General features: G+C 62.2%; 25 protein-coding genes and 1 riboswitch. Of the genes, 7 read left to right on the top strand and 18 right to left on the bottom strand.

The window, feature by feature from the left end:
* Positions 1-73: 73 nt before the first annotated feature.
* From KW568_RS04295 to KW568_RS04260, 8 genes are all read right to left on the bottom strand, one after another.
* Entirely contained in the window at positions 74-793 is a 720-nt protein-coding gene (locus KW568_RS04295) for an OmpA family protein (protein WP_003247328.1), read from the bottom strand.
* A 109-nt stretch (positions 794-902) separates the two neighbouring features.
* A complete protein-coding gene (locus tag KW568_RS04290; protein WP_004575872.1) occupies positions 903-1,547 on the bottom strand; it encodes an MBL fold metallo-hydrolase in 645 nt (214 codons plus the stop codon).
* A 334-nt stretch (positions 1,548-1,881) separates the two neighbouring features.
* Complete coding sequence (locus KW568_RS04285) at positions 1,882-2,574, bottom strand: sensor histidine kinase KdpD (protein ID WP_003247329.1); 693 nt, start codon at positions 2,572-2,574, stop codon at positions 1,882-1,884.
* A complete protein-coding gene (locus tag KW568_RS04280) occupies positions 2,571-4,178 on the bottom strand; it encodes a tetratricopeptide repeat-containing response regulator (RefSeq protein WP_003247330.1) in 1,608 nt (535 codons plus the stop codon). Before KW568_RS04280 ends, KW568_RS04285 begins: the two co-directional genes overlap by 4 nt.
* A 159-nt stretch (positions 4,179-4,337) precedes the next feature.
* Positions 4,338-7,055, bottom strand: coding sequence for a LuxR C-terminal-related transcriptional regulator (locus KW568_RS04275; RefSeq protein ID WP_004575874.1), 2,718 nt, complete (start codon positions 7,053-7,055; stop codon positions 4,338-4,340).
* A 334-nt stretch (positions 7,056-7,389) separates the two neighbouring features.
* Entirely contained in the window at positions 7,390-8,754 is a 1,365-nt protein-coding gene (locus KW568_RS04270; RefSeq protein ID WP_003247334.1) for a DUF1329 domain-containing protein, read from the bottom strand.
* Positions 8,755-8,779: 25 nt separating this feature from the next.
* Complete coding sequence (locus KW568_RS04265; protein WP_004575876.1) at positions 8,780-10,666, bottom strand: DUF1302 domain-containing protein; 1,887 nt, start codon at positions 10,664-10,666, stop codon at positions 8,780-8,782.
* Between the two features lie 331 nt (positions 10,667-10,997).
* Positions 10,998-12,680: a fatty acid--CoA ligase gene (locus KW568_RS04260; RefSeq protein WP_259537745.1), complete on the bottom strand. Its 1,683-nt coding sequence runs from the start codon at positions 12,678-12,680 to the stop codon at positions 10,998-11,000.
* Between the two features lie 292 nt (positions 12,681-12,972).
* Between KW568_RS04260 and KW568_RS04255 the strand changes: the two genes are divergently transcribed.
* The 3 genes from KW568_RS04255 to KW568_RS04245 all read left to right on the top strand — a co-directional run bounded on the left by KW568_RS04255 (position 12,973) and on the right by KW568_RS04245 (position 15,843).
* Complete coding sequence (locus KW568_RS04255) at positions 12,973-13,938, top strand: 2-hydroxyacid dehydrogenase (RefSeq protein ID WP_004575878.1); 966 nt, start codon at positions 12,973-12,975, stop codon at positions 13,936-13,938.
* A 54-nt stretch (positions 13,939-13,992) separates the two neighbouring features.
* Positions 13,993-14,991, top strand: a complete 999-nt coding sequence (locus tag KW568_RS04250) for a class I SAM-dependent methyltransferase (RefSeq protein ID WP_004575879.1) — start codon at positions 13,993-13,995, stop codon at positions 14,989-14,991.
* A 39-nt stretch (positions 14,992-15,030) separates the two neighbouring features.
* Positions 15,031-15,170, top strand: a riboswitch (yybP-ykoY riboswitch).
* Positions 15,171-15,258: 88 nt separating this feature from the next.
* On the top strand, positions 15,259-15,843 hold the full coding sequence (locus KW568_RS04245; protein WP_003247342.1) for a TMEM165/GDT1 family protein: 585 nt from the start codon (positions 15,259-15,261) through the stop codon (positions 15,841-15,843).
* Positions 15,844-15,886: 43 nt separating this feature from the next.
* Here KW568_RS04245 and KW568_RS04240 read toward each other — a convergent pair whose 3' ends face one another.
* The 4 genes from KW568_RS04240 to KW568_RS04225 form a co-directional block, all read right to left on the bottom strand.
* Complete coding sequence (locus tag KW568_RS04240; RefSeq protein ID WP_003247344.1) at positions 15,887-16,705, bottom strand: M48 family metallopeptidase; 819 nt, start codon at positions 16,703-16,705, stop codon at positions 15,887-15,889.
* Positions 16,706-16,932: 227 nt separating this feature from the next.
* A complete protein-coding gene (locus tag KW568_RS04235; RefSeq protein ID WP_003247346.1) occupies positions 16,933-17,553 on the bottom strand; it encodes an SOS response-associated peptidase in 621 nt (206 codons plus the stop codon).
* A gap of 15 nt (positions 17,554-17,568) precedes the next feature.
* A complete protein-coding gene (locus KW568_RS04230) occupies positions 17,569-17,829 on the bottom strand; it encodes a putative signal transducing protein (RefSeq protein ID WP_003247348.1) in 261 nt (86 codons plus the stop codon).
* The gene (locus KW568_RS04225; protein ID WP_003247349.1) at positions 17,829-18,014 is read right to left on the bottom strand and encodes a CPXCG motif-containing cysteine-rich protein; all 186 of its coding nucleotides are present in this window, start codon (positions 18,012-18,014) and stop codon (positions 17,829-17,831) included. The genes KW568_RS04230 and KW568_RS04225 overlap by 1 nt, the downstream gene beginning before the upstream one ends.
* 122 nt (positions 18,015-18,136) lie before the next feature.
* Between KW568_RS04225 and KW568_RS04220 the strand changes: the two genes are divergently transcribed.
* Entirely contained in the window at positions 18,137-19,306 is a 1,170-nt protein-coding gene (locus tag KW568_RS04220) for a 1-acyl-sn-glycerol-3-phosphate acyltransferase (RefSeq protein ID WP_003247351.1), read from the top strand.
* Between the two features lie 123 nt (positions 19,307-19,429).
* On the opposite strand, the gene KW568_RS04215 is transcribed toward KW568_RS04220, so the two are convergent.
* The gene (locus KW568_RS04215; protein ID WP_003247352.1) at positions 19,430-19,690 is read right to left on the bottom strand and encodes a hypothetical protein; all 261 of its coding nucleotides are present in this window, start codon (positions 19,688-19,690) and stop codon (positions 19,430-19,432) included.
* A 160-nt stretch (positions 19,691-19,850) separates the two neighbouring features.
* On the opposite strand from KW568_RS04215, the gene KW568_RS04210 reads away from it, so the two are divergent.
* Entirely contained in the window at positions 19,851-20,057 is a 207-nt protein-coding gene (locus tag KW568_RS04210) for a hypothetical protein (RefSeq protein ID WP_003247353.1), read from the top strand.
* Positions 20,058-20,131: 74 nt separating this feature from the next.
* Here the strand turns inward: KW568_RS04210 and KW568_RS04205 are convergent, their stop codons facing one another.
* The gene (locus KW568_RS04205; protein WP_003247354.1) at positions 20,132-20,716 is read right to left on the bottom strand and encodes a YajG family lipoprotein; all 585 of its coding nucleotides are present in this window, start codon (positions 20,714-20,716) and stop codon (positions 20,132-20,134) included.
* A gap of 145 nt (positions 20,717-20,861) precedes the next feature.
* Here KW568_RS04205 and KW568_RS04200 point away from each other — a divergent pair, with 145 nt between their 5' ends.
* Entirely contained in the window at positions 20,862-21,095 is a 234-nt protein-coding gene (locus KW568_RS04200; protein WP_003247356.1) for a hypothetical protein, read from the top strand.
* Between the two features lie 601 nt (positions 21,096-21,696).
* On the top strand, positions 21,697-23,205 hold the full coding sequence (gene mqo / locus KW568_RS04195) for a malate dehydrogenase (quinone) (RefSeq protein ID WP_003247357.1): 1,509 nt from the start codon (positions 21,697-21,699) through the stop codon (positions 23,203-23,205).
* A 178-nt stretch (positions 23,206-23,383) separates the two neighbouring features.
* On the opposite strand, the gene KW568_RS04190 is transcribed toward mqo, so the two are convergent.
* The 4 genes from KW568_RS04190 to KW568_RS04175 all read right to left on the bottom strand — a co-directional run bounded on the left by KW568_RS04190 (position 23,384) and on the right by KW568_RS04175 (position 25,298).
* Positions 23,384-23,674: a PA4642 family protein gene (locus KW568_RS04190; protein WP_003247360.1), complete on the bottom strand. Its 291-nt coding sequence runs from the start codon at positions 23,672-23,674 to the stop codon at positions 23,384-23,386.
* Positions 23,675-23,742: 68 nt separating this feature from the next.
* Positions 23,743-24,213 carry a hypothetical protein gene (locus tag KW568_RS04185; protein WP_003247361.1) on the bottom strand — a complete coding sequence of 157 codons (471 nt, stop codon included), beginning with the start codon at positions 24,211-24,213 and terminating at the stop codon, positions 23,743-23,745.
* 51 nt (positions 24,214-24,264) lie between these two features.
* On the bottom strand, positions 24,265-24,738 hold the full coding sequence (locus KW568_RS04180) for a WbuC family cupin fold metalloprotein (RefSeq protein WP_004575881.1): 474 nt from the start codon (positions 24,736-24,738) through the stop codon (positions 24,265-24,267).
* A 2-nt stretch (positions 24,739-24,740) separates the two neighbouring features.
* Positions 24,741-25,298 (bottom strand): hypoxanthine-guanine phosphoribosyltransferase, encoded by a 558-nt coding sequence (locus KW568_RS04175; protein ID WP_003247364.1) that lies wholly within the window; start codon positions 25,296-25,298, stop codon positions 24,741-24,743.
* Positions 25,299-25,478: the final 180 nt, after the last annotated feature.

Genomic DNA, 25,478 nt, shown 5'->3' with positions numbered 1-25,478 from the left:
AGGCTTCTTTGCAAGCTTTGTGGGAGCGGGATTGCCCGCTCCCACAGAGCCGCAAAGCAGCCCTGAAGGTCAATCAGGGATACTGCTGAACCTGACCTTGCTGCTCATACTGCTGACCCGGAATCGGCTTCAGGTTCACTTCCACACGGCGGTTCTGCGCACGACCATTGGCGTCAGCATTGCTGGCGATCGGCTGGTCCGGGCCCATGCCACGGACAGAGATACGCGAGGCATCCACACCCTGCGAAGTCAGGTAGGTACTGACCGCCTGCGCACGGCGCTGGGACAGGTCCATGTTGTGCTGGCGGCTGCCCGTGCTGTCGGTGAAGCCAACCACTTCGATGGTGTTCTGGTTGAATTGCTTGAACGAGCCAGCCAGGTTGTTCAGCGGCGAGTAGAAGCTTGGGGCGATGTTGGCCGAGTCGGTGGCGAAGGTGATGTTGCCCGGCATGATCAGCTTGATCTGGTCACCCTGACGCTGCACTTCCACACCTGTATTGGCCATTTGCGCGCGCAGCTCGGCTTCCTGCTTGTCGGCGTAATAGCCATAACCGGCTGCAGCGGCACCCACAGCGGCAGCACCGATCAGTGCACCCTTGCCACGGTTGTTGTGGTCGATGGCAGCGCCGGCGATGGCACCGGCCAGCGCCCCCAGGCCGCCGTACTTGGCGGTCTTGCTCATCCCTGTGGAGCCCTGCGCCTGACCCTGGTTGTCGTAGGGGTTCTGGCCGGCACAGCCGGTCATCAGTGCAGCGGCGGTTGCGACGATAATCAGACGACGCATGGTGAACATGGACAAGCTCCTACTGAAATTCATAAATGCGGCAGATCCCAAAGGGTTCTATGCCAGCCTTGGAACGCATCGGCAACGAAAAATTCCATGAAAGTGCCTTCATGTGCCATCAGGCACGCACGAATGGGTTTTCCCGCATCTCGTCGCCCAAACGGGTGTCGGGCCCGTGGCCGGTCACCACGATGGCCTCTTCGTCCAGCCGGTACAGCCGCTCCTTGATGGAACGCACGATTGCCCGCTGGTCGCCACCCCACAAATCGGTGCGGCCAATCCCCCGGCGGAACAGGGTGTCACCGGCAATCAACAACTTGGCGTCGGCGAACCAAAAGCTCATCGAGCCCGGGGTATGGCCTGGCGTGTGCAACGCCACACCGCAGCCGCAGGCCAGTTCTTCGTCATCACCCAGCCAGCGGTCCGGTGCCGGTACCGGGGTGTAAGGTACGCCGAACATCTGGCACTGCATCTCAAGGTTGTCCCACAGCATCTGGTCGTCCTTGTGCAGGTGCAGCGTGGCACCCGTCAGCTCCTTGAGCTTGCCTGACGCGAGGAAGTGGTCGAAGTGCGCATGGGTGTGGATGATGCTCACCAGCGTCAGGCCGTGGACCTGCAGGCGGGCAAGGATCTTGTCCACATCACCACCCGGGTCGACGACCATGGCTTTCTTGGTCAGGGGGTCGCCGATCAGCGTGCAGTTGCACTGCAAGGGGCCGACGGGGAAGGTTTCGCGGATGAGAGCAGGCGGGGCTTGGGTCATGGTGTTCTCGCAGGTGAAGCTGGGTTCTGCTGGGAGCCTGACAGGAAAATGGGGTGGGTGCACGAGGTTCATGTCTTGAGCGAAGTGGCGCCTGTGAGCTCGAGCGCCGCCCGCGCGGCGCATCGCGAGCAAGCTCGCTCCTACATTTGTTTCGGGCCAGTTATTCCTGAGGCGGAGGTGCGCGCCACCTTGGTGCCCACCTCGATATTGCGTGGAACAAACAAGGCGGTCGCGCGCGAGGGTGCAGGCAATACTGGCCCGAAACAAATGTAGGAGCGAGCTTGCTCGCGATGCGCCGCGCGGGCGGCGCTCGATCGCCCAGGCACCCAATACCTCAAGGCAAAAACAACCTGAACAACCCACCCCCAAGCGCCCCGCCGTTGGAGATCTCGATCCGCCCGCGCACCCCGCCGCTTTCATGCAACGCTGCGATCCGCGCCGCAAAATACAACCCAAGGCCGGTACTGCCGCTGGTCGAGTCGATGCCCTGGATGTACTCCTCCTGGCGCTCGAGCATGTGCTTTGGATAACCCGGGCCGTCATCATTGACGCAAATGGCCAACTGGTTATCGGCCTCTTCGATGGTGATCAGCAAGGCGTGCCCGGCAAAGCGGGTGGCGTTGGTGATAACGTTGGAGATCACCGAGGCCACCAGTTCGCGGTCGAAGAAACCCAGCGGGTTGTCGGTGTCGATACGCCAGGTGGCGAGAATGTCGTTGTGCTTGAGTACTTCCTCGTGCGCCGCCAACTGGGCTTCGATGAAATCATCCAGCTCATGGTAGTCCGGGCATACCGGCAACTGGTTCACACCCAGTTTGTACAAGCCCAGCAACTGCACCAGCATGCCGTTGAGGTGACGAAATTCATGCTCCATGATCCCCTGTTCGGCACCGCCGCGCAGTTCCTCGGGCAAGCGTTCCACCCACTGGCTGTGGGACTGGATCAGCGCCGACAACGAACTTTTGAGGTCGTGCACGGTGGAGGCGATCACCGTGGAAAAATCCAGCCCCTGATTGTCTTGATTCATGCGCCGAACACTCGGATGTGCAGTTTGCGGTAACGGTCATAGCGATTGTCGCTGGCAGGGATACCGGCCACGCTGGTCAAGGCGTCGCGGCACTCCTGCATGATCGCAGGCTGAGGGTTGTCACCGCCGATGCGCAGCAGCGCCTGGGCGGTATTGAGGGCGATGCTGATGTTCTTCGGCTGTAAACCCAATGCCTTTCGGAACAGTTGCAACGCCTCGCCAAGCTGCCCTCCCTGGTAACTGCGCACACCCTGCCGATTGAGGGTGACCGCTTCGGTAATGGCGTTGAGCACACTGGGGTCATCCGTCAGCTTGCCCACTTTCTCCATGACCTTGGGGTCATCGCCATAACTTTCCACGCAGTTCTTCAGCACGCCGATGGCGGCGGCTTCCTGCCCCATCGCCTGCAGTTGCGCAGCGACAGTCAGGGCCGAATCGACAGAGAAGAACTGGTTCATCTTGTCCAGGCGCTGAATCGCCTGTTCTGTCAGCTTGCCGGCCGTTTCCGGGTCGCCGGCCTGCTGCAGGCTGGCAGCCTTCATCATCCGCGCACGCACCTGCAGGCCTTGGTCCTCGGGGTTTTCCTTGGCCACTTCGCTGAGCGTGGTGTTAATCTCGACCCGGGTGCGGGCGTCCAGGCCGAAGCCTGCATTCTTGCTCATCAGCGCCTGCACCAGGCCAAGGTTGTTTTCGGCATCCTTGTAGCGCGAACTCTGCCCCTGGTTCACCGCATGGCGGAACGCCTTCGATGCGCTCTCGAAGTCTTCATTCTCCAGCGCCAGCTTGCCCAGCGTCGACTGCCGACGCACCGACAAAGGCGACAGGCGCACGGCTTCTTCAAGCAAGTTCTGCGCGCGCCGGGTATCACCCTGCGCCACCAGCACCTCGGCCATGCCATCGTAAAGGCCTGGCATGATCGGGAACGCCTTGAGCGCCTGCTCGTATACACCCTGGGCCTGGGCATTCTGACCACGCTTGTGCATCAGTGCGCCCAACGCGGCATATACCCACGGCTGCGGACGGCTGGCCAGGATGGCCTTGAGGAATTTTTCCAGTTCCTCGAAACGGTTGAGGTTGCGCAGGGCATCGGCCCGGTAGCGCAAGCACAAGGGCGCCAGACGCGGATCCTTCTTGCACAGCTCGGCGCAGGCCGCCAGTACTTCGGCCGGACGGTTGCGGTCCAGCGCCTGCAGGATCGGCTTCAGCAACGTCTTGCGCTGGAACAGTTTCTCGACGCGCTGGGCCAGGCCAACCCGGTTGAACGGTTTGGTCAGGTAGGCATCGGGCTCGTGCTCGATGGCGCTAAGGACAATCGCCTGACTGCTCTCGGCAGTGACCATGATGAACACGCACTCATGGCTGATGTGCTTGTCGATGATCAGGTCTTCAAGCACCTGCTGCCCGTTCTTCTTGCCATCACCCAGATGGAAGTCCTGCAGGATGAAGTCATAGCGCTTCTGCGCGCACATGCGCAGCGCCTGCTCGCCGCTGTCAGCGGTGTCCACGTCGCGCACGCCCAACTCGCGCAACATGGAACGGGTCGACGTACGAAAGTCGGTAAAGTCGTCGACGATCAGAAAGCTCTTTTGCCCGTACTGCAGCATCAACACGACCTGCCTTGGAATGATTGAAAAATCGCGCGAGGCGATGCCACCGATCGCTGTATCGGCAGCTGGTCGGGAAAGATGAGGGTAGAGCATTGTCGGCCAAAAACTATGGCTTCAGGCCATCACTTTAACGAGCAATGACCTGCAGGGCCAGTATCACGCCAGCAACCCCAGGGATTTGGCCTTGGCCACCGCCTGGGTGCGCCGCTCCACGCCCAACTTGCTGTTGATGTGGCTGGCGTGGGTCTTCACCGTGTGCAGGGAAATGAACAGCTGCTCGCTGATCTGCTGATTGGAACAGCCTTGGGCAATCAGTTCGAGCACAGCCATTTCGCGGCCACTCAGCGCTTCGCCGTTGCCCGTACTGGCAATTGGCACTGACGGCAGGTGCTTGAGCAGTTCCGCCTGAACCGGGCAAGCGGCGCCTGCCTGCAGTTGTTCATGAAGCCATTGCGGGTGTTTTTCCAGCAGTGGCTGCATTGGCTGTATCACACCGCCATGCGCCGCTTCCAGCAAACTTGGCAGCAACTGCGCGGCCTGCCCTTCCTTGCCTTCGTCCAACAGCAGGGAGAGCCATTGGCACAGGGCGCTGACGGCGAGCATCATGCCGCCACTGGCCTGGCCGCGCTTTACCAGGCATGCCAGGCGTTGCACGGCATCGTCGCTACGCAACTGGATGCGATCGAGCAATGCCTGCTGCAACGCAATGTGCAACGGCAGCAGCGGATGGAATTCCGGTGCCGCCGCCGGCTGCTCGCCGCCATAGGTCTGGCCCAGGCGCTGCAGCCAGGACTCCGCCAGGTCGGTACGCCCCTGGGCCAGCCACAGTTCGCATTTGACCAGGGTAATCATGGCCAGGTAGTAGACCGGGGGCACATCCCAGATGTGCATCAAGCGCTCGGCCTCGGCCAGTTCGGCAAAAGCCTCGGCAAAGTGACCTTCCCGGCCATCAAGCGTGGCAATCACGCAATGACCGATGAGCACACTGATGTCCCGGCACGCTCGCGCCTCACCCAGCCCGGCGCGCAAACGCGCGCGGCCCTGAGCTGGCTGCAGACGCGAGACCAGCAGGTAACCTTCGTAAAGCGTCAACCGCGCACGCACGGCATACAGCCGCTGCGCCGAAAGCCCTTGCAGACGTTGCAGGCCCTGGCGCACTTCGTCCAGCGCGCGCAGCACCTCGCCACGGGCATGCAGCACCCGCGCCCGGTCGTAATGCGCCAGCGCCTCGAACAAGGGGTTACCGACCCGCTGGGCCAGCTCCAGGGCCTCGCGGTTCCAGCCTCGGGCCCGCCAGAAGTCGCCATCGGCAATGGCCAGGTTGGACAGCGTCGACAAACATACCAGGCGTTGGCCGTAGCGCTTGCTCGGCAGGCTCTGCAGCGCTTCGCCGCAATAGGCCAGGGTGCGCTCGCGGTCGCCACGGCCACGGGCAATGACCCCACTGAGTGCCAGCCATTGGGCCAGCATCGACTTTTGCGCGGTCGCCGAAGGCGCGGGCAGAAAGCGACTGAGGTAACCGGCCAGTTCCTCGGCAGCATCCAGCTGGCAAGCCAGGCCCAACGCCCAGCTGTACAGCACGATCAGCCGCGGCGTGCTGATCAACAGACTGTCGGGCAGGTCCATCTTCCAACGCAGCAACATGCCGACGTTCTGCTCGGCCAGCAGTTGCTCCTCGGACAGACTTTGCACCAGGTCGGCGGCAACATCGAGGTGGCCGGCACGCAAAGCCTGCTCCACCGCCTCGTCCAGCAGGTCCTGAGCTTCAAACCAGCGGCAGGCCCGCAAATGCAGAGCGACCTGCGATTCGCTCGCCTGGCGGCTGCGCAACAGGTCGGAGAACAAATGGTGATAGCGGAACCAGTGCCCATGCTCGTCCAGCGGCACAAGGAACACCTGATGCGCCTGCAGGAAGCTCAGGACGGCGGCACTGTCGTGGCGGCCACGCATCGCATCGCAAAGCGGAGCGCAGAAACGCTCCTGGCAGGCGGTTTCGTACAAGAAAGCCTGCACGTCTGCAGGTAGCCTATCGATGACTTCTTCAAGCAGGTAGTCGCGGATCAGTCCCTCGCCACCATGCAGCGCCTGGGGCAAGGCTTGCTCGTCGGCGCTGTCGCTGGCCGCCAGCTGCCAGAAACGCAGCCCGGCGACCCAGCCGTCGCTGCGCTGGATCAGGTTGTCCAGTGCCTGGCCGCGCAGGCCGGTAGGCTGGCGACCGATCACTGCCAACGACTCATCCGCAGTGAGGCGCAGGTCCTGTTCGTTAAGCTCGACCAACTGCCGGGACAGGCGCAGCCGCGCCAGGTGCCAGTCTGGCCGCTGGCGGCTGGTCACCAGCAACACCAGGCCGGGTGGCAGATGATTGAGGAAGAACTGCAGGCAACGGTCAAGCACCGGCCCTTGGGCCAGGTGATAGTCGTCCAGTACCAGCAGCAGCGGCGTATCAGCTTGCAGGTACAGCGCCAGCTCATCGAGCAGGCCGTCGAGCCACTCTTCAAAGGCAAACGGCTGATGGCGCTGGCGCATTTTCAGCAGGCCCATGGCCTGGCCGCCCAGTGCCGGGCAGTATTGCTGCAGGCCTTCAAGCAAGCGCTCAAGGAAGCGGCCAGGGTCGGCGTCCCGCTGGCTCAGGCCAAGCCACAGGCTACGCCAGTGCTCGGGCAGTGTTTCGCAAAACTCGATGGCCAGGGAGCTTTTGCCGAAACCTGCCGGGGCATTGACCAGCAGCAGCCGCCCGCCCAAACCGGCTTCCAGCCGCTGGCACAAACGCAGGCGCTGCACATGGCCATCCGGCAGCGGTGGCCGGAAGAAACGCCCGTCCCGCAGGCCAAGGGCCTGACTCGCGAATCCATGCGTACGGGACAGATCTGTCATGGCCGGCTCGTTCTGGTTGGAAGACAACGGCGGTATGGATGTTTGCGAGACTAGCCGTTAACGCTGCGCATTTGAAGATGATGGACGCAATTGGCATGGAAAAGACTGCGACAAAAAGCAACATGGCTGATGGACAGGGGCTGGGGCGGGGGTTTGGGGAGGTATTCAGGCGGCTTATTGCGTTGTCCGGCCTCTTCGTGGGTGAACCCGCTTCTACAGGGCTGCGCGGAGCCTGTAGGAGCGGGTTCGCCCGCGAAGAGGCCGGTTCAGGAAATAGAAACGCCCCGGCGAGCCGGGGCGTTCTGGGGATCACACGGCGTTCAGTGATTTCAGCTTAGCGAATACCCGACTGACGCAGCGCTGCAGGCTGGAAATCGGCCTTGCTGGCACTGAAGCCAAAGTCGTAAGCGCGCTTCTCTTCGTTCTTCATGCCCAGGGCCAGGTAACGACCGGACTGCAGGTCGTAGATGGTTTCCAGGGTGTACCAAGGTACTTCCACGTTGTAATAAGGCTGAGCATGGGCCTCGGACACGCGCCACAGTTGGCCACGGCCGTCGTACTGGTCGATCACTGCGGCCTGCCAGGTGTCCTCATCGATGTAGAAATCACGCTTGGCGTAGATGTGCCGCTGGCCTGGCTTGAGGGTTGCGACTACGTGCCAGACGCGGCGCAACTCGTAACGGGCCAGGTCCTGGTTGATGTGCCCAGCCTTGATGATGTCGGCATACTTGAGCTTCGGATCATCCAGTTTGAAGGCGTTCGATGCGATGTACAGCTCCTTCTTGCCTTCCAGCTTCCAGTCGTAGCGGTCTGGCGCACCGTTGAACATGTCCAGGTTGTCCGAGGTACGCAGGCCGTCGGCGGCGGTACCCGGGCCGTCATACGACACTTGCGGCGCCTGGCGCACGCGACGCTGGCCGGCGTTGTAGATCCACGCCTTGCGCGGCTCCTTCACCTGGTCGAGGGTTTCGTGCACCAGCAGCACGGTCCCGGCCAGGCGCGCTGGCGCGGTCACTTCCTGCTTGAAGTAGAACAGGATGTTGCCTGGGTTGTTCGGGTCGTAATCCTTCATCTTGTCGCGGAAGACGAACTGGTCGGAGAAGTAAACCGGGCTGAAAGAGCCGTTCTGCTGTGGCGTGGCCTGGATCACCAGGCGGCTGACACTGCCCCCTCGGTAACGGGTGATGTGGTTCCAGATCACTTCCAGGCCGCTTTTCGGGATCGGGAACGGCACCGCCGTGTTGAAGTTGTTCAAACCGTTGCCGCCTTCCGTCAGCGTGGTCTGGGTGGCGTTTTTCTTGATGGCGGCGAACACGTCCGCAGGTACCGTGGAGCCGCGATGGGTTTTGAATACTGGGATCTTGAAGGTGTCCGGATAGCGCTTGAGCATGGCCAGCTGGCCCGGCGAAAGCTTGTCCTTGTACTGCTCGGCGTTTTGCGCAGTGATGGTGAACAGCGGCTTTTCACTGCCGTACGGGTCGGACAGGAAGCCCTTGCCGTCAACACTGCCTGCGGTCTTCGACAGCGGCTCCCACGGGCCGATCGAGCCGTCGGCGTTGCCGGCCTTCTCGGCACCCATCGGGGTCAGGGTGCTGCCCAGCTTGGCCGCCTCGTCGGCGGATACCGCAGCCATGACGCTGGTCGCCAGCAGGGACAGGCCCAGTACACCGGCTTGCAGTAGACTTCTGGTCTTGTTCATGTCGTGTCGTCCTGGATCTGTATGCTTAGAAGTTCACGCCGAAGCTGAGGGCGACGAAGTCGCGGTCATCCACGGTGCTGTACTTGCCATCGAAGAAGTTGGTGTACGACAGGCTGGCCGTGTAGGTGTTCTGGTACTCGGCGTCCAGGCCCAGACTGACTGCCTTGCGGCCTTCCTCGAAGTTGGCACCAGGGCCCGGCGAATAGCCGGACACGTCATGCGACCAGGCCACGCTCGGCTTCAGGTTGATACCCGCGAATACGTCGTTGTAGTCCCAGATGACACGGGCGCGGTAACCCCAGGAAGTGCTGGTGGTGTAGCCGTCGTTCTCGCATTTGCGGTTCAGGTTGGTGGTGGATGTCCCCGCACCCGCGCCAGCGATGGTGCTGCCATTGAGCGCCTGGCAGGTATCGGCACCACCGGTGGATGGCAATGGACCTGGGCCGAACACCGGGTCGCGACCGTAGCGGGTATCGTGGGCATTCTCCAGGCCGCCGACATGGGTGACACCCACTTCACCGACTACTGTCATCCGGCTGGCGCCCATCACCTGGTCGAAGAAATGGGTCAGGGTGGTCTGGAACTGGGTGATCTCCTTGCGGCGATACCCATGCAGGTCTTGCCCCGGCGTACCGGTCAGCAACGATGCGTTGCTCAACGCGCCGCCAATGGGACGGACACCGGCGAACAGGATATCCGTGGTATTGAGCTGCACTGGCGCGTTAGGGCGGTAGCTGACTTCGCCGCTCCAGGCGGTGCCAGTGGGTAACGTGGTGGAGAAACTCAAGCCATAGAGGCGGATATCCTCGGGGTATTCCACAAAGTACTCGGAATTACCCGCCACAATCAGAGGCGCCAATGCGCGCAGCTGTGCAGGCAGGGCGCTCAGCCCAGCGAACACGGACGGCGGAGCCCCTGTGGCACTGAAGATGGGTGCACGGCTGTGGTAGTTCATGAAGTAGGCGCCGAACTCCGTGTCCAACGGCTCGAACATATAGCGCATGGCTACACCGAACTGGCCGCTGTCACGCGCATCGCGGTCGGCACCACGGCGCACCATCACACCCTCTTCGTTGATGTTCACGCCCCGCGAGGCGAGGAACTGCTGCGCAGCGCCCGGCACCGTGCGGCTGCTATTGAGCACGCGCAAGTTGTCGGTACAACCATCGGCAATGATGTCCGGCTGGGAGAAGAAGGTGCCGCAGTTGTCGACGACCGTCTGGTCCCACTCGAGCTGGTAGAAGGCCTCGGCCGACAGGTTGTCGGTCAGGCTCTGCGAGATGTAGAACATGTTGACGGGAATCAGGCCTTCCTTGATCTCGGCCCCGGGGCGGCGGAACGCCGACACGTCGATGGGGTTGATCGAGTTGATGCCGCCGCCGATGAAGGTACTTTCGCCCCAGCTCACTACCTGCTTGCCAAAACGCACCGAGCCAGGCTGATCGCCGATGGAGTAGTTGTGGTAGACAAAGGCGTCGAGCAGCTCGGCGCCGGACGACTTGGCGCCTTCCTTGCGATTGGAGTCGCTGATGTCCTTGAACTCGCGGTGTTCGTCCTTCAGCTCGAAGTCGTACCAGTACTTGCCGCGCACGAACACACCGGTGTCGCCGTACTTGAGCTCCAGGTCATGAATGCCTTTGAAGATCTTGGAGAAGGTTTCGCCCTTCTTGAAGTTCAGGTGGCCATCGTCGGATGTCTGTGAAAGGCCCTTGCCGCCGTTGTTCACCCCTATCAGGTTCTTGTTGGGGTTGGCCGTCGACCAGCTGGCGCCGATGGAGAGCGACGAGTCGAACTGGCCTTCGATTTCACCAATGTTGAAGCTGACAGCGAAAGCAGGACTTGCGAGCGTGGAAGCAAGGCTGACGGCCAAGGGCAGCTTGGCCCGGCGCCAGAACAGGTTTGCAGATTTCATCGACGCTACTCCATGTACTTTTTTGTTATGGCAGTGAGTCCTTTCAAGAACGGCCCGAGCGACCGGTTTGCAGGCTTGCACCCGCGGCGACACAGCTTGCGCATGTCGCCCTCCCCCATTCCTGAAAATCCCCTGGCCCCGACTATAGCCAGCAGGCACAGGCGCTTGATCCCTCTAAAGTGTGATTTGCGCTCCATGCCACCAACTCGCTGCAGTTTTGCTCCGGTTGCGGGCTGGTAGTGCTCAAGGATGGCGCATTTCTGTCGTTTGGCAAGGCGGCGGGCTCTCTAGCGTGCGGGTCACGCTCTGACGTGCGCGACCCGCACAACAGTTACAACGTGGAAAGGAACGCGCTGTTGCTGGCCTGCCACTGGACGATGTCCTGGCGGATGCGTTTCTTGTCGAGCTTGCCGATACTGGTCTTGGGAATTTCAGTAACAACGGCGATCTGGCTTGGAATCGCCCACTTGTTGATATGACCTTGCTCGACGAATGGCTTGAGGTGTTCCTTCAGCGCCTTGGCGTCGATATCGTGGCCGTCACGTACCACCAGCAGGGCAAACGGGCGCTCACCCCACTGCGGGTCGGCCACCCCCACCACCGCCACTTCGCGCACGGCCGGGTGGCGGCTGATCAGGTCTTCCAGGTCGAGCGAGGAAACCCACTCGCCACCGGTCTTGATCACATCCTTGATGCGGTCGCGGATGTCGATGTAGCCCATGCCGTCGAGGGTGGCGACGTCACCGGTGTGCAGCCAGCCGCCCTGCCACAGCTCCTCGCTCTTCTCCGGTTCCTTGAAGTAGCCCATGGTCAGCCACGGCGCACGCAGTACCAGCTCGCCCTGGGTTTCACCATCAGCGGGCAGGAAGTTGCCTTCGCCGTCGACGATGGCCGCTTCGACCAACGGCACCGGCACACCGGCCTTGATACGGTAAGTGACGCGCTCATCCTCGCTGCCGGCCTGCAGTTCATCGTTCAGATGTGCCGCGGAGATCAGCGGGCAGGTTTCCGACATGCCATACGCGGCGGTCAGCTGGATGCCACGCGCCAGGGCGGCCTGGTACAGCGAACGGTTGAGCGAGCTGCCGCCGATGATGATCTTCCAGCCGCCGAAGTCCTGCCCCTGGGCGTTCGGGCAGTTGAGCAGCATCTGCAGGATGGTCGGTACGCAGTGGGAGAAGGTGACCTTCTCTTCACGCCAAAGCTTGACCAGCATGTCCGGCTCGTAGCGCCCCGGGTACACCTGCTTCATGCCGAGCATGGTGGCAGCGTAGGGGATGCCCCAGGCATGCACGTGAAACATCGGGGTGATGGGCATGTACACGTCGTTGCTGCCCAGCAGGCGCACGCTGTCGATACTGCCGGTGACCGAGGCCTCGGCCAGGGTGTGTAGCACCAGCTGGCGGTGACTGAAATAAACGCCCTTGGGGTTACCGGTGGTGCCAGTGGTGTAGAAGGTAGTGGCCACCGAGTTTTCGTCGAAATCCGGGAAGTCGTAGCGCGGGCTGGCGGCAGCCAGCAGCTGCTCATACTCCCCGACCAGGTCGGGCAGTTCGGCAGTCTTGTCCGGGCCATCGGTCAGCAGCAAGGTCTTGTCGACAGTGGTCAGCTGCCCGGCGATGGCCTGGTACAAGCCCACGAAGTCGCTGTTGACCAGCACCACGCGGTCTTCGGCATGGTTCATGGTGTAGAGGATCTGCTCGGGCGACAGGCGCACGTTGATGGTGTGCACCACAGCGCCGATCATCGGGATGGCGAACATGCATTCCAGGTAGCGATGGCTGTCCCAGTCCATCACTGCCACGGTATCACCGGCCTTGACCCCGGCCTCGGTCAGCACATTGGCCAGGCGTGCAATGCGCTCGTTGAGCTGTGGATACGTCAGCCGCATCTGGTCGCGGTAGACGATTTCGCGGGTCTTTTCATAGCGACTGCCGGACATCAGCAGGCGCTTGATCAGCAATGGATAGGCATAGGCGCCCTCGGCGGGCTTGATGATGCGTGTCTGCAACATGGGGATCCCTTTTCTGAAAAGCGGGCCGGATAAGTCTGGGTTTACTGTAGTTCGCCAATGTGACGGCCAAATCAGCCGAAGGAATGATTTGCGTGGCAGAGGTATGAGTGGCGGGCGTTGACGGGCAGCAAGGTTGAGCTAGACACTGCGGCGGCGGCTTCAGGTTTGTGCTGAAGCCGAGGGCCTCTTCGCCGGCAAGCCCGCTCCTGCAAGGGTTGTGGTGACCTTGTGGGTGCGGGCATGCCCGCGAATGGCCACAACACCCTTATCCCCCCTGCCACCGGAGATCTTCATGCCCAGCCCGCGTCGCGCCGTGTTTCTCGATCACCAGTCCCTGGACCTTGGCGACCTCGACCTTTCGCCCCTGAAGCAGCAGTTCGACCAGTTCGAACTGTTCGCCGCCACCCGCCCGGACCAGGTCGCGGAACGCTTGCAGGGCGCCGTGGCAGTGGTCAGCAACAAAGTCATGCTCGACGCCGCTACCCTGGCCGCCAACCCGCAACTGAAGCTGATCCTGGTGGCCGCCACCGGCACCAACAATGTCGACCTGGCCTCCGCCCGCGCCCAGGGCATCACCGTGTGTAACTGCCAGGGCTACGGCACGCCGTCTGTCGCCCAGCATACCCTGGCCCTGCTGCTGGCCCTGGCCACCCGGCTGTGCGACTACAACCAGGCGGTGGCCGAAGGCCAGTGGGCCAAGGCCAGCCAGTTCTGCCTGCTGGACTTTCCTATCGTCGAACTGGAGGGCAAAACCCTCGGCCTGCTCGGCCACGGCGAACTGGGCAGCGCAGTGGCGAGGCTGGCCGAAGCCTTCGGCATGCGCGTATTGAGCGGGCAGATCCCTGGCCGCCCGGAGCGCGCCGACCGGCTGCCGCTGGACGAGTTGCTGCCGCAAATCGACGCCCTGACCCTGCACTGCCCGCTGAACGAGCACACCCGGCATATGCTCGGCGCCCGCGAACTGGCCCTGCTCAAGCCCAATGCACTGGTGGTCAACACCGCCCGTGGCGGCCTGATCGACGAACAGGCGTTGGCCGATGCCCTGCGCGATGGTCACTTGGGCGGCGTGGCCACCGACGTGCTGAGCGTGGAACCGCCGGTCAACGGTAACCCGCTGCTGGAGCCCGGCATCCCGCGCCTGATCATCACCCCGCACAGCGCCTGGGGTGCCGTGGAGTCGCGCCAGCGCATCGTCGGCCAGCTCAGCGAGAACGCCCAGGCCTTCTTCGCCGGGCAGCCACGCCGCGTGGTCAGCTGAGCCAGGCGCCCGCCTCTGCTACACTGCGCCACTTTTTTCCAGGAGACGTCGTCCATGGACCCGCGCAGTGAAGTGTTGCTCCGTCAGGCAGAGCTGTTTCAGGGGCCGCTGCTGATCGCCGGCGCCCCCGCCGACGACCTGCTCGGCCAGTTGCCTCAGGCCCAGGCCTGGACTTGGCATGCCGGCGATCAGGCCATGCTCGAAAGCCGCTTCGCAGGCCGCAGCCATTACGGCGTCGAGGCCCCTGCCGCAGCATTCGAAAGCGCCGTGCTGTTCCTGCCCAAATCCCGCGAGCTGGCCGCCTATCTGCTCAACACCCTGGCGTCGCGCCTGGCTGGCCGCGAGCTGTACCTGGTCGGTGAGAAGCGCGGTGGCATCGAGGGCGCGGCCAAGCAGTTGGCGGCCTTTGGCAAGCCACGCAAGCTCGACAGCGCCCGGCACTGCCAGCTGTGGCAAGTGACCATCGACCAGGCGCCGCAGGCAAAACCGCTGGAAAGCCTGGCCGAGCGCTTCGAGCTGGCCCTGGAAGACGGCCCGCTGCAGGTGGTCAGCCTGCCTGGGGTATTCAGCCATGGCCGACTCGACCGAGGTACGGCCCTGCTCCTGAAGCATCTTGACGGCCTGCCCGGTGGTCACATGCTGGACTTTGGCTGCGGTGCCGGGGTACTGGGGGCCACGCTCAAACGCCGTTACCCACAAAGCCGGGTGACCTTGCTGGACGTGGATGCCTTCGCCGTGGCCGCCAGCCGCCTGACGCTGGCTGCCAACGGCCTGGAAGGCGAAGTGATCAGCGGCGATGGCATCGACGCCGCCCCTACCGAACTGAGCCTTATCCTGAGCAACCCGCCATTCCACACCGGCGTTCATACCAACTATCAGGCTTCGGAAAACTTGCTGAAAAAATCCGCCGTTCATCTGCGAAAAGGTGGCGAAATGCGCTTGGTGGCCAACAGTTTCCTGCGTTACCAGCCACTGATCGAAGGGGCACTGGGCAACTGCCAGGTACGTGACGAGGCCGACGGTTTCCGCATCTACCAGGCCACTCACGGATAAAAACAGCGCTTGCCGAAAGCGTTTTGTCTAGGCAGAATCCGCACCGTCCTAGGGGAGTAGTCTCCCGCGAGCACCCAGCTCGCCCGGTACGTGTCAACATACTTGGTCCACAGACCATGGCGCGTGCGACCCACCATGCACGCCTGCATGGCGAGATCCGCATAGACGGATCGAGGGTTTGACAAGACCTATGACACGCACACCTTACCCGGGGCGGGGAGGCTGTACGTGTCATAGCCGTGTCGACCCGCCCCCGTAGGAATCCTGATGCTGGAATCACTGTTGGTCCCCACCGCTATCGTTGCCCTGGCCGAGATCGGCGACAAGACGCAACTGCTCGCACTCATTCTCGCTGCCCGCTTCCGCAAACCCTGGCCGATCATCGCCGGCATCATCGCCGCCACCTTGGCCAACCATGCCGCAGCCGGTGCCGTGGGGGCTTGGGTCGGCAGCTTCTTCAGCGATTCGGCACTGCACTGGATCCTGGCCGCGAGCTTTACCGCCACCGCACTGTGGACCCTGGTACCGGACAAGATGGATGACGACGAGAACCCGGCTCGCCGTTTCGGGCCGTTCCTGACGACACTGATTGCGTTCTTCCTGGCCGAAATCGGTGACAAGACCCAGGTCGCCACCGTGATGCTGGCTGCGCAGTATCCGCACCTGATCATGGTCATTATCGGCACTACCCTGGGTATGTTGATTGCCAACGTGCCGGTGGTACTGGCGGGTAACTTCGCGGCTGACAAACTGCCGTTGACGCTGATTCGCCGCCTGGCGGCAACGGCGTTCTTCGTGCTGGCGATCGTGGCCGTCTATTCGGCAATGAAGGCCAGTGGCTGGATTGGATAAAGGGAAAACCGGGGGCTGCCATGCAGCCCCAGGATTCAGGCATTTATTGCTTGGCTGCAGCCTGATACAGCGGCATCACCTTCGGAATCGCCGCCTGCAGCGAAGCAATACGGCTCGCGGACGCCGGGTGAGTACTCATGAACTCAGGCGGTGCACCTTCGGAAGCCTTGCTCATCTTGTTCCACAAGGTGATCGCGGCATTCGGGTCGTAGCCGGCACGGGCCGACAGCTCCAGGCCAATCAGGTCGGCCTCGTTTTCGTTGGCCCGGCTGTTGGGCAAGGTCATGGCGTAGTTCACCACCGTGTCGGCCATGGCCATGCTGCTCTGGCCGAGGCCGAAGATGGCACCGGCACCCTGACGAGCCATTTCCACACCGTATGCCTTGGACATGGCCTCGCGGCTATGCTCGCGCAAGGCGTGGGCAATCTCGTGCCCCACCACTGCGGCAATTTCCGCATCGGTGAGCTTGAGCTGATCGATCAGCCCGGTGTAGACGATGATCTTGCCGCCCGGGCCGCAGTTGGCGTTCAGTTCATCACTCTTGATCACGTTGACTTGCCAGTCCCACTGCGCGGCATCCGGGCGGAATTTGGGCGCCTGGGCGATCAGGCGGTTGGCAATGGCCTGCACACGCTTGGCATCGGCGCTGGACTTGTCGAGCACACCCTTGCTCGATGCTTCACCCAAGGTCTGCTGATACGACTGGGCGTACATCTGGTTGACCTCATCGGTCGAGAGCATGCTGAACATGTACTGCTGGCGCTCGACGCCAACAGCACCGCCGCTGGTGGTATTCACCGCCTGGCAGCCGGCCAGCAGGATGCCAGCACTCAGTAGGCTGACGACAAAAGACTTACGCATGAAAACACTCCCTATCCACATGCGGCGTATCCTAGGCCGAGTCGCCAGTGGCTGCCATAGCCGCAGGGAAGATTTTCGTCGCCTGTACCGGCCTCTTCGCGGGCAAGCCCGCTCCTACAGGGGTAACACAACCGTGGGTAGGCGCGGGCTTGCCCGCTCCTACCGCAGGGGTAACACGATCATTGTAGGAGCGGGCTTGCCCGCGAAAGGGCCGGCACAGCCCCCCATCAAGCCGGGGTAAGACACTCCGGCGCATCCAGCTTCGGGTCATTGACGAAGTTGGCCAGGGCCCGCTCACGCAACGTCGCAGGTGGGCTGGCCAGCAGCTCGTGCAAGCGGGTAACCGGCGTGTCCGGGTCGAGCCAGGCCGCCTGCCCGGCCTCGTCCAGTATCAGCGGCCGACGCTGGTTCATGGCCGCCTGGGTCACCACCGCGCAACTCAGCCATACCTGGTCCTGCACCGGGTAGGCCTCCCACACCGCCGCAAAATACAGCGACGCGCCCTCCCCCGGGGTCAACCAGAACGGGCGTTTGCGCACGTTGCCACGCCATTCGTAAAAGCCGTTGGCCGGCATCAGGCAGCGACGCTGGCGAAATGCATCGCGAAACATCGGTTGCTCGGCCAGCGTTTCGGCCCGGGCATGGGCGGGGGTACGGGACAGGTCGGTGAGCCAGGCCGGGGTCAACCCCCAGCGCGCCTTGGCCAGTTGCTGCTGGCCATCAAGCTGGCGCTGGATCAGCACCGACGCCCCTGGCGATATATTCCATTGGGCCGGCTGGCCGACGGGAAAACCCGGCAGACTGGCAAGGGCCTGGGGCCAGCGAAACAGGGCATAACGTCCACACATGGGCGAATTCAGAACCTAGCAGATCAAGGTACCGGGGACATGCTCCGGTTCGTCGCCAACCAGTGGCTGGGCATCATTGTACGCATCGATCAGCTGCCGTGCGCATTCGGCCTGCTCATCAGCCACGATAAGCCCCAGCAGGCCCTGCAAGGGCAGCTCGCCGGCGGCACCGAGCAGGTCACGGCCGACCACGTGTACATCGATCCCCTCGCTGGCAAGCATACCTGCCAGCATTTGCGCCTCGAGCAGGCTTTCCGGTTCGTAGATGCGCTGCATCAGGCGTCGTCCTCGCGACGGACTTCAAGCATCCATTCGTCACCATGCACCTGCAGAATGCACACCACAGGCTGGCAGCACACCTGACAATCCTCGGTATAAACCTGGTCGCCCGCAGACAGATCGACGGTAGTTTCCACACGTTCGCCACAATAAGGGCAATCATAGAAGTCGGTTTCCAGCATCGCGGCCTCCGCAGTGACTTATGCGTATAATTGCCGGTCTGTTTACAGGGTCTGTGTGCGTCCGAGCCGTTTTTCGGAGCCCGTCCCTACCTTATTACCCTAGCCGTTTCCAACAAGAGAGCATGATGGGCGAATTCGATGCCATCCGACCGTACGACGACGCTGAGGTCCCTGCCGTTCTGGCACGCCTGCTCAGCGACCCGGCATTCCTCGATATCCTCACTCACTTCCGCTTTCCGCGTGCGGCCGGTGCTCTCGGCTGGTTGCTCAAGCCCTTGATCGCACGCCGCCTGCGCAAGGAATTCGCCGGCGTTACCTGTGTCTCGACCCTGCAGGACAAAGTCGAGTACTACGTCGACCAGACCATCGATCGCGCCACCGACGGCGTCACCTATTCGGGTGTGGAACAGCTCAAGGCCGGCACCGCCTACCTGTTCCTGGCCAACCACCGCGATATCGTCATGGACCCGGCCTTCGTCAACTATGCCGTGTACCACGCCGGCCTGCCCACGCCGCGCATCGCCATTGGCGACAACCTGCTGCAAAAGCCCTTTGTCAGCGACATGATGCGCCTGAACAAGAGCTTCATCGTGCACCGTTCGATCAGCGGGCGGCGCGAAAAACTGGCTGCCTACCAACTGCTATCGGCCTACATCAACCACTCGATCCGCAACGATGCCACCTCGATCTGGATTGCCCAGGCCGAAGGTCGGGCCAAGGACGGTGACGACCGTACCGACTCGGCGATCCTCAAGATGTTCCACATGAGCCGCAAGGACGAGCCGTTCGGTGCGGTTATCCAGAGCCTGAACCTGACCCCGGTGTCGATCAGCTACGAATACGACCCGTGCGACCAGGCCAAGGCCCGCGAGCTGTACATCCGCGCCACAACCGGCACCTACAAGAAGGCGCCGGGCGAAGATGACAACAGCATTGCCAAAGGCATTACCGGCTACAAGGGCCGAGTCCACATCAACTTCGCGCCGCCGGTCACCGAGTACCACGAAGACACAAAACAGCTGGCGGCAGAGATCGACCGGCAGATTCTGGGGGGCTACCGACTGTTCCCGGTGCATTACCTGGCGTATGCGATGTGGGAAGGCAAGGACGAAGCCCTGCAGGTGCCAAGCGCCGAGAAAGTGTTCCCGGCGGATGAGCTGGCCAAGGCCAAGGAAGAATGGCAACGGCGTCTGGATGCCTGCCCGCAAGAGCAGCGGCCGTACCTGGTGTTGCAGTATGCGACGCCGGTGCGCAACCAGTATCAGGTCAGGCAGCAGACGCCGGTCGCCTGATTGATCCCGGGGGCTGCGTTGCAGCCCAATCGCGACACAAGGCCGCTCCCACAGGGAATTGCGTCCACCCTTGTGGGAGCGGCCTTGTGTCGCGATTGGGCCGCAACGCGGCCCCGATGGTTCTTAGATCCAGGTGCTGAACCAGGACAGCAGCAGCGCCATCGCCAGGCACGAAAAGCCCAGGATGTAGAAGTATTTCGGCACACGAAGCTCGAAGGCGTCCACTACCCCCTCGTCTACTGCCATGTACGCGCGGGTTTCGGCCTCGCGCCGCCGCGCACTGTGCAGCAGCAAACCGCCCGGGCAGGTCAGCAGCAGCGCCAGCAGGTTGATCAGCTTGGTGGGATGGGCGGCCAGGAACCCCCAGAGCACTTGCAAGGACATCACGCAACCTCGGTGTGAGCAGTGGCAAAGGCCAGCATTCTACCCAAGTCGCACCGTGGCGCCCGGCCTTGGCGACAAACTGTCGTTAAATTTCATCTGTCATCCGCTCGTCATCAATACAGGCGACCCTGTCGACCTTTTGATGACCCGGAGCTTTTTGATGTTGCACGCCGAAAACCAGGACCGCCTCTACCTCGTTGCCCAGAGCGATGAACAACAGGCGCTGATCGATGGTTTTGCCATCAATGTGCAGGACCGCCAGTGGCTGGTCTACTGTGCGCTTGGCGGACATGTGCATGAGGACTTGCCCGAAGTGGATGCAGGCACAGGGTTCAGCTTGCTGGATTTCCACATAGAAGCGGCGTAAATCTGTGCCGTCCAGACAACAAAAAACCCGCTGCCTGTCACTCAGGCAGCGGGTTTTCTGACACAACCTGAAGCTTACTGACCCAGCACCTGCCCGATGCTCGGGTCCTTGAACAGGCGGGTCAGGGCATCGCTCAGCACATCGCCCACCAGCTGGGTGTTGGTGTCCTGATTTGGCGCCATGCCGAAACGCTGGTCCAGCGAAGCGCCATAACGGCCGCTGTAACGGCGGCCGCCATTGGTCACATCAGCGCGGAAGGTGGCGCCGATGGTGGCCTCGGTCACGTAAAGGTTGTCTTTCGGCGACTGGTACTTCAGCTCGGCCAGGGTGACGGTCAGCTGCGGCGCATTGTAGGCGTTCGGGGTCGGGGTGAAGCCGAGCAGGCGCACAGCAGCTTCAGCCTGAGCCTGCAGCTTGGGCACCACGTCGTTACCGCTGACGCTGATGGTGCTGGTCTCGGGGTACATGCCACCGCGGGTACCCAGGGACGGCGAAGGCCGGCCATCAACTACCCGGACCACCACCGGCTGGCCATGGCCGACCGGGGCCAGCTGGGCCTTGAGCGTGGGTTGCGGGTTGAGTTGTTGCGGGCTGTGGGCACAACCGACCAGGCTAAGGCTGGCCACGGCGATCAAACCGAACAACAGACGTTGCAACATGCGCGTTTCTCCAGAAAATGCGGCAAAGGCCCACAGTATACCTAGCCAGGCACAGACCAGTCATCGGCCCGATCCGCTTGTCACAATCGTTTCATCGCCACACCCTTATTCTTGCGCCAAGCCCTAACGCAAAGGACTCGCCGCCATGACCTCGCTCTGGACTCAGCTCTTCAAACGGCCGCGTCACAACGCTTATGCCCGCCTTGACGCTGATGGCAAATGCCTGGCCTTCAAGCAATGCAGCCAGGCACCACGGGGCATCGACTGGGTGCAGATCAGCGAAATTCAGCTGGCCTGGCTGGGGCGCGAACTGCCCGCCGAAGCCCGGGTTTGCGCCCGTGCAAAGCGCCGTTGGCACCAACGCCTCCTCGCTGCCTGACAAACGCTGCAATAAAAACCACGAATGGCGACATTTCTGCCCGCGACATCGCTATAATCTCCCCCCGATTATAAGGACGTCTCCTGATCGGGCCCCGCATTCGCCGATTGACCCCGGCAACTTCACCGCCTCGCCCACAGAGAGCCTTCCACTCAGGTCTTGCATCGGCTGTCGTGCCTGCTTTTTCCGGCCCTTCACACTGCATGAACCTGCGGGTTGCCATCGCGCAGTCCCCTTTTGAGGTTCACGTCTCCAAAAGAGCGTGAAAAAACGGTTTTCACAACTTCACAAGAGTGTGGCGAGCAAATGAACAGTCTGGCATGTGCAAAAGCGGCAGATGTGTCCCGAACAGCCCTGAACAGGCGGCAAATGCGCTCATCCCGTATGAGTGTCTGAACCGTTCCATAACGCACGCACGACACCTTGACCATAAGTCGAATTGCCGCACCTGTGGCAAACGGCGTTCAATACACGAACCCGAAGACTGATTGGCGGTGTCCGCGGAAGTTGCAAGAACTGCGAAAAGTCGGACATGGCGACCCTGGCAAACCCAGGTCCTATGCTGTCAATTAGGTAGCTGTAGATTGTGGAGACGCGTTAAATGGCGCAGAACGAATCGGTTGATGTGGTACTGGTAGGCGCGGGCATCATGAGTGCCACCCTGGCCGTACTGCTCAAGGAGCTTGACCCGACCCTGAAGCTTGAGGTCGTCGAGGCGATGGACTCCGGGGCCGCGGAAAGCTCCAACCCCTGGAACAACGCAGGCACCGGCCACGCCGGCCTGTGCGAGCTGAACTACACGCCGCAGGCCGCCGATGGCAGCATCGACATCAAGAAGGCCGTGCACATCAACACCCAGTTCGAGGTTTCGCGCCAGTTCTGGGCCTACCTGAGCAAGAAGGGCAACTTCGGCTCGGCGCGTGCCTTCATCAACCCTGTCCCGCACCTGAGCTATGTCGAGGGTGACAAGGGTGTTTCCTTCCTCAAGAAGCGCTTCGAGCTGCTCAAGCAGCACCACGCCTTCGCCGAGATGGAATACACCGAAGACAAGGCCGTGATGAACGACTGGATGCCGCTGATGATGCCTGGCCGCCCGGCCGACCAGCACATCGCCGCTACCCGCGTGGCCAAAGGCACCGACGTCAACTTCGGCGCACTGACCAACAAGCTGCTCAAGCTGCTGGGCGACTCGCCGGACGCGCAGGTCAAGTACAGCAAGAAGGTTGTCGGCCTGCGCCGTAACGGCAGCGGCTGGACCGTGAGCATCAAGGACGTCAACAGCGGCGGCAGCCGTGAAGTCGACGCCCGCTTCGTCTTCCTCGGCGCCGGCGGCGCGGCCCTGCCGCTGCTGCAGTTGTCCGGCATCCCGGAAAGCAAAGGTTTCGGCGGCTTCCCTGTCAGCGGCCAGTGGCTGCGTTGCGACAACCCGGAAATCGTCAAGCAGCACCAGGCCAAGGTCTACAGCCAGGCCGCTGTCGGCGCCCCGCCGATGTCGGTACCGCACCTGGACACCCGCGTCGTGGACGGCAAGACCTCGCTGCTGTTCGGCCCGTATGCCGGTTTCACCACCAAGTTCCTCAAGCACGGCTCGCTGATGGACCTGCCGCTGTCGGTGCGCATGGGCAACATTGGCCCGATGCTGGCCGTGGCCCGCGACAACATGGACCTGACCAAGTACCTGGTCAGCGAAGTGATGCAGTCGATGGAGCAGCGTCTGGAAGCCCTGCGTCGTTTCTATCCGCAGGCCAAGGCCGAGGACTGGCGCCTGGAAGTGGCGGGTCAGCGCGTGCAAATCATCAAGAAAGACCCGAAAAAAGGCGGCGTGCTGCAGTTCGGTACCGAGTTGGTCTCGGCCCAGGACGGCAGCCTGGCAGCACTGCTGGGCGCATCGCCGGGTGCCTCGGTGACCGTGTCGATCATGCTGGAACTGATCGAGCGTTGCTTCCCCGAGCAGGCCAAGGGTGCCTGGGCTGCCAAGCTCAAGGAAATCTTCCCGGCTCGCGAGAAGACCCTGGCAACCGATGCTGCGCTGTACCACAAGATCAGTGCCGATAACGACGCGGCCCTGGACCTGGCAGAAAGCAGCCCGGCGGCCAAGCATTACGCCTAAGCCGGCCTGAAACGCAAAAACGCCCCTCGGGGCGTTTTTTTTGTGCCTGGCGCTTGATCAGCCTGTACCGGCCTCTTCGCGGGCATGCCCGCTCCCACAGGTTCGGTAATGCCCGCAGGTGCGGCGCGACTCCTGTGGGAGCGGGCGCGCCCGCGAAGAGGCCGGCACTGGCTACAGATCAGCCACGGGCTTTATCGATGATCTCGATGTACTCAGGGGCATTGCGCTGGTCGGCAATCTGCTCGACGAAGGTCTTGCCGTGCTCGTCCTTGCCATCCAGGTCCAGGCCAGCTTCGACGAAGAAGCCTACAAAGCGCTCAAAGTCGTCCACGCGCAGGCCGCGGTAGGCCTTGACCAGCTTGTGCAGCGACGGCGAAGTCACACCATCGGCCGGCTCGAACTGAAGGAACGACTTGATGTAGTCGTCGCTGATTTCGTCACCGATTACCTGTTTCTTGTCTTTACGCATTGCCGACTCCAACTGGACCATCACGGAATTTCGAAGGCCGGCAGTTTACCCCCCGCAGGCTTCGCGCCTCAACGCGTACGTACCGTCCCGGTGTGCAGGTCGGCCCAGATATGGCCGTTGCCGTAAGTCAGAAACTGCACGTACAGGGTTTCGTTACGCAGCAGGTCCATGACCACCCGGTAGTTGCTGACCGGGTAATTCAGGCTCAAGGTGCGGGTTTTAGCGTCATACACAGGCTTTTTCAGGCTTTTGGCCGCTTCACCATCGAACGTCAGCAGCACCTGGGCAATGGTCGCGCCCTTGCTCAGCGGCTTGCCCTTCAGGCGCACCTGCAACGACGATGTGATCGGGATCGGCTGCTGATCGGACTGGCGCTGGGCCCCTACGACCACCGAATAGTCAGTCACTTGCAGCAATTGCTGGCTGGTCGGCGCTTCCTGGCGCAGGGACTGGTCATCCGGTGGCAGGAACTGACTGTGCAGCGGTGCGGCAGCGAGCGGCAGGCTGACCGCCAGCAGGAGGGGAAGAATCGCACGCATGTGAGGCTCCTTGTATGAAGGAGCACTCTAGCATGCCGGGTACAGCCGATATCAATCGAACTGCGCGCGCATCCAGGCCTGGTAATCGGCCACGCCGGCTTCACCCTCGCGCGGCGCCCAGTGTGCGTGCTCGCCCTCGCCCACTGGTCGGTATGGCCCAGCCTTGCACTCGAACAGGATGCTGTCGGGCTCAAGCACCACCAAGCCATGGTAGGTACCAGGCGCCAGATCCACACCCAGACAGTCGCCACCGGCCTGCAGCACCCGCTTGTCAGTCACCGCGCCTTGCTCATCGAAGATCAGCAGGCCAAAGCACCCCTTGAGCGCTATCAACGTTTCAGCCTTGTCGGCGCTCACATGGCGATGCGGCGGAATGTAGGTGCTCGGTTGCAGCCCGACCGCCATGCGGTGGCAGGGCTCTTCCATAGCGTGAAAGTTATGGTGCTGCCGCCCGCGCGCGTTGGCAGCGGCTTTTTCGGCCAGCCCGGCGAACAGCGATTGGTCGATGAACGCAGGCTGGCGCACGGTTACAGCCCCTTTACGGCGAAGATGCCGTTAGCGTTGCGCCAGTACCCTTTGTAGTCCATGCCGTAACCGAAGATATAGCGATCGACACAAGGCAGGCCCACATAGTTGGCCTTGAGGTCAGGGCTTGCCTTGCGGTCGTGATCCTTGTCGATCAGCACAGCGGTGTACACCGAGCGGGCGCCGGCATGCTTGCAAAACTCGATGATGGCGCTGAGGGTGTGGCCTTCGTCGAGGATATCGTCAACGATCAACACGTCACGGTCGATGAACGACACTTCCGGCTTGGCCTTCCAGAAAAGCTCGCCGCCGCTGGTCTGGTTGCGGTAGCGGGTAGCGTGCAGGTAGGAGGCTTCCAGCGGGAACTGCAGGTGGGTCAGCAGTTTGCCGGAGAAGATCAGGCCGCCGTTCATCACGCAGAACACAACCGGGTTCTTGTCGTGCAGGTCCTTGCAGATCTGCTCGCCGACTTTGGCGATGGCCGCTTCGACTTCGGCTTCGGTGTACAGGCAGTCAGCTTCACGCATGACTTGACGGATATGCTCGAGATCGGCGGACATGGCGCTCTCCGGGGGGGCATTTTGGAAAAGCGGGCAAAGGTACGCATCCGCTCGTCACAGATCAAGCATTTATGGACTAACGTCCAGAATGACCAGACGACAGCACAGGCTGAATAGATTAATCTAGCGCGGTTTTTTTGTTTCACGATGACTCCAGCCCGGTAGTTCGCTGGACTGCGC

It is taken from the genome of Pseudomonas sp. HD6515 (genome assembly GCF_024971855.1).
GTDB lineage: Bacteria > Pseudomonadota > Gammaproteobacteria > Pseudomonadales > Pseudomonadaceae > Aquipseudomonas > Aquipseudomonas alloputida.
This window is presented reverse-complemented; position numbering and strand designations above follow the sequence as displayed.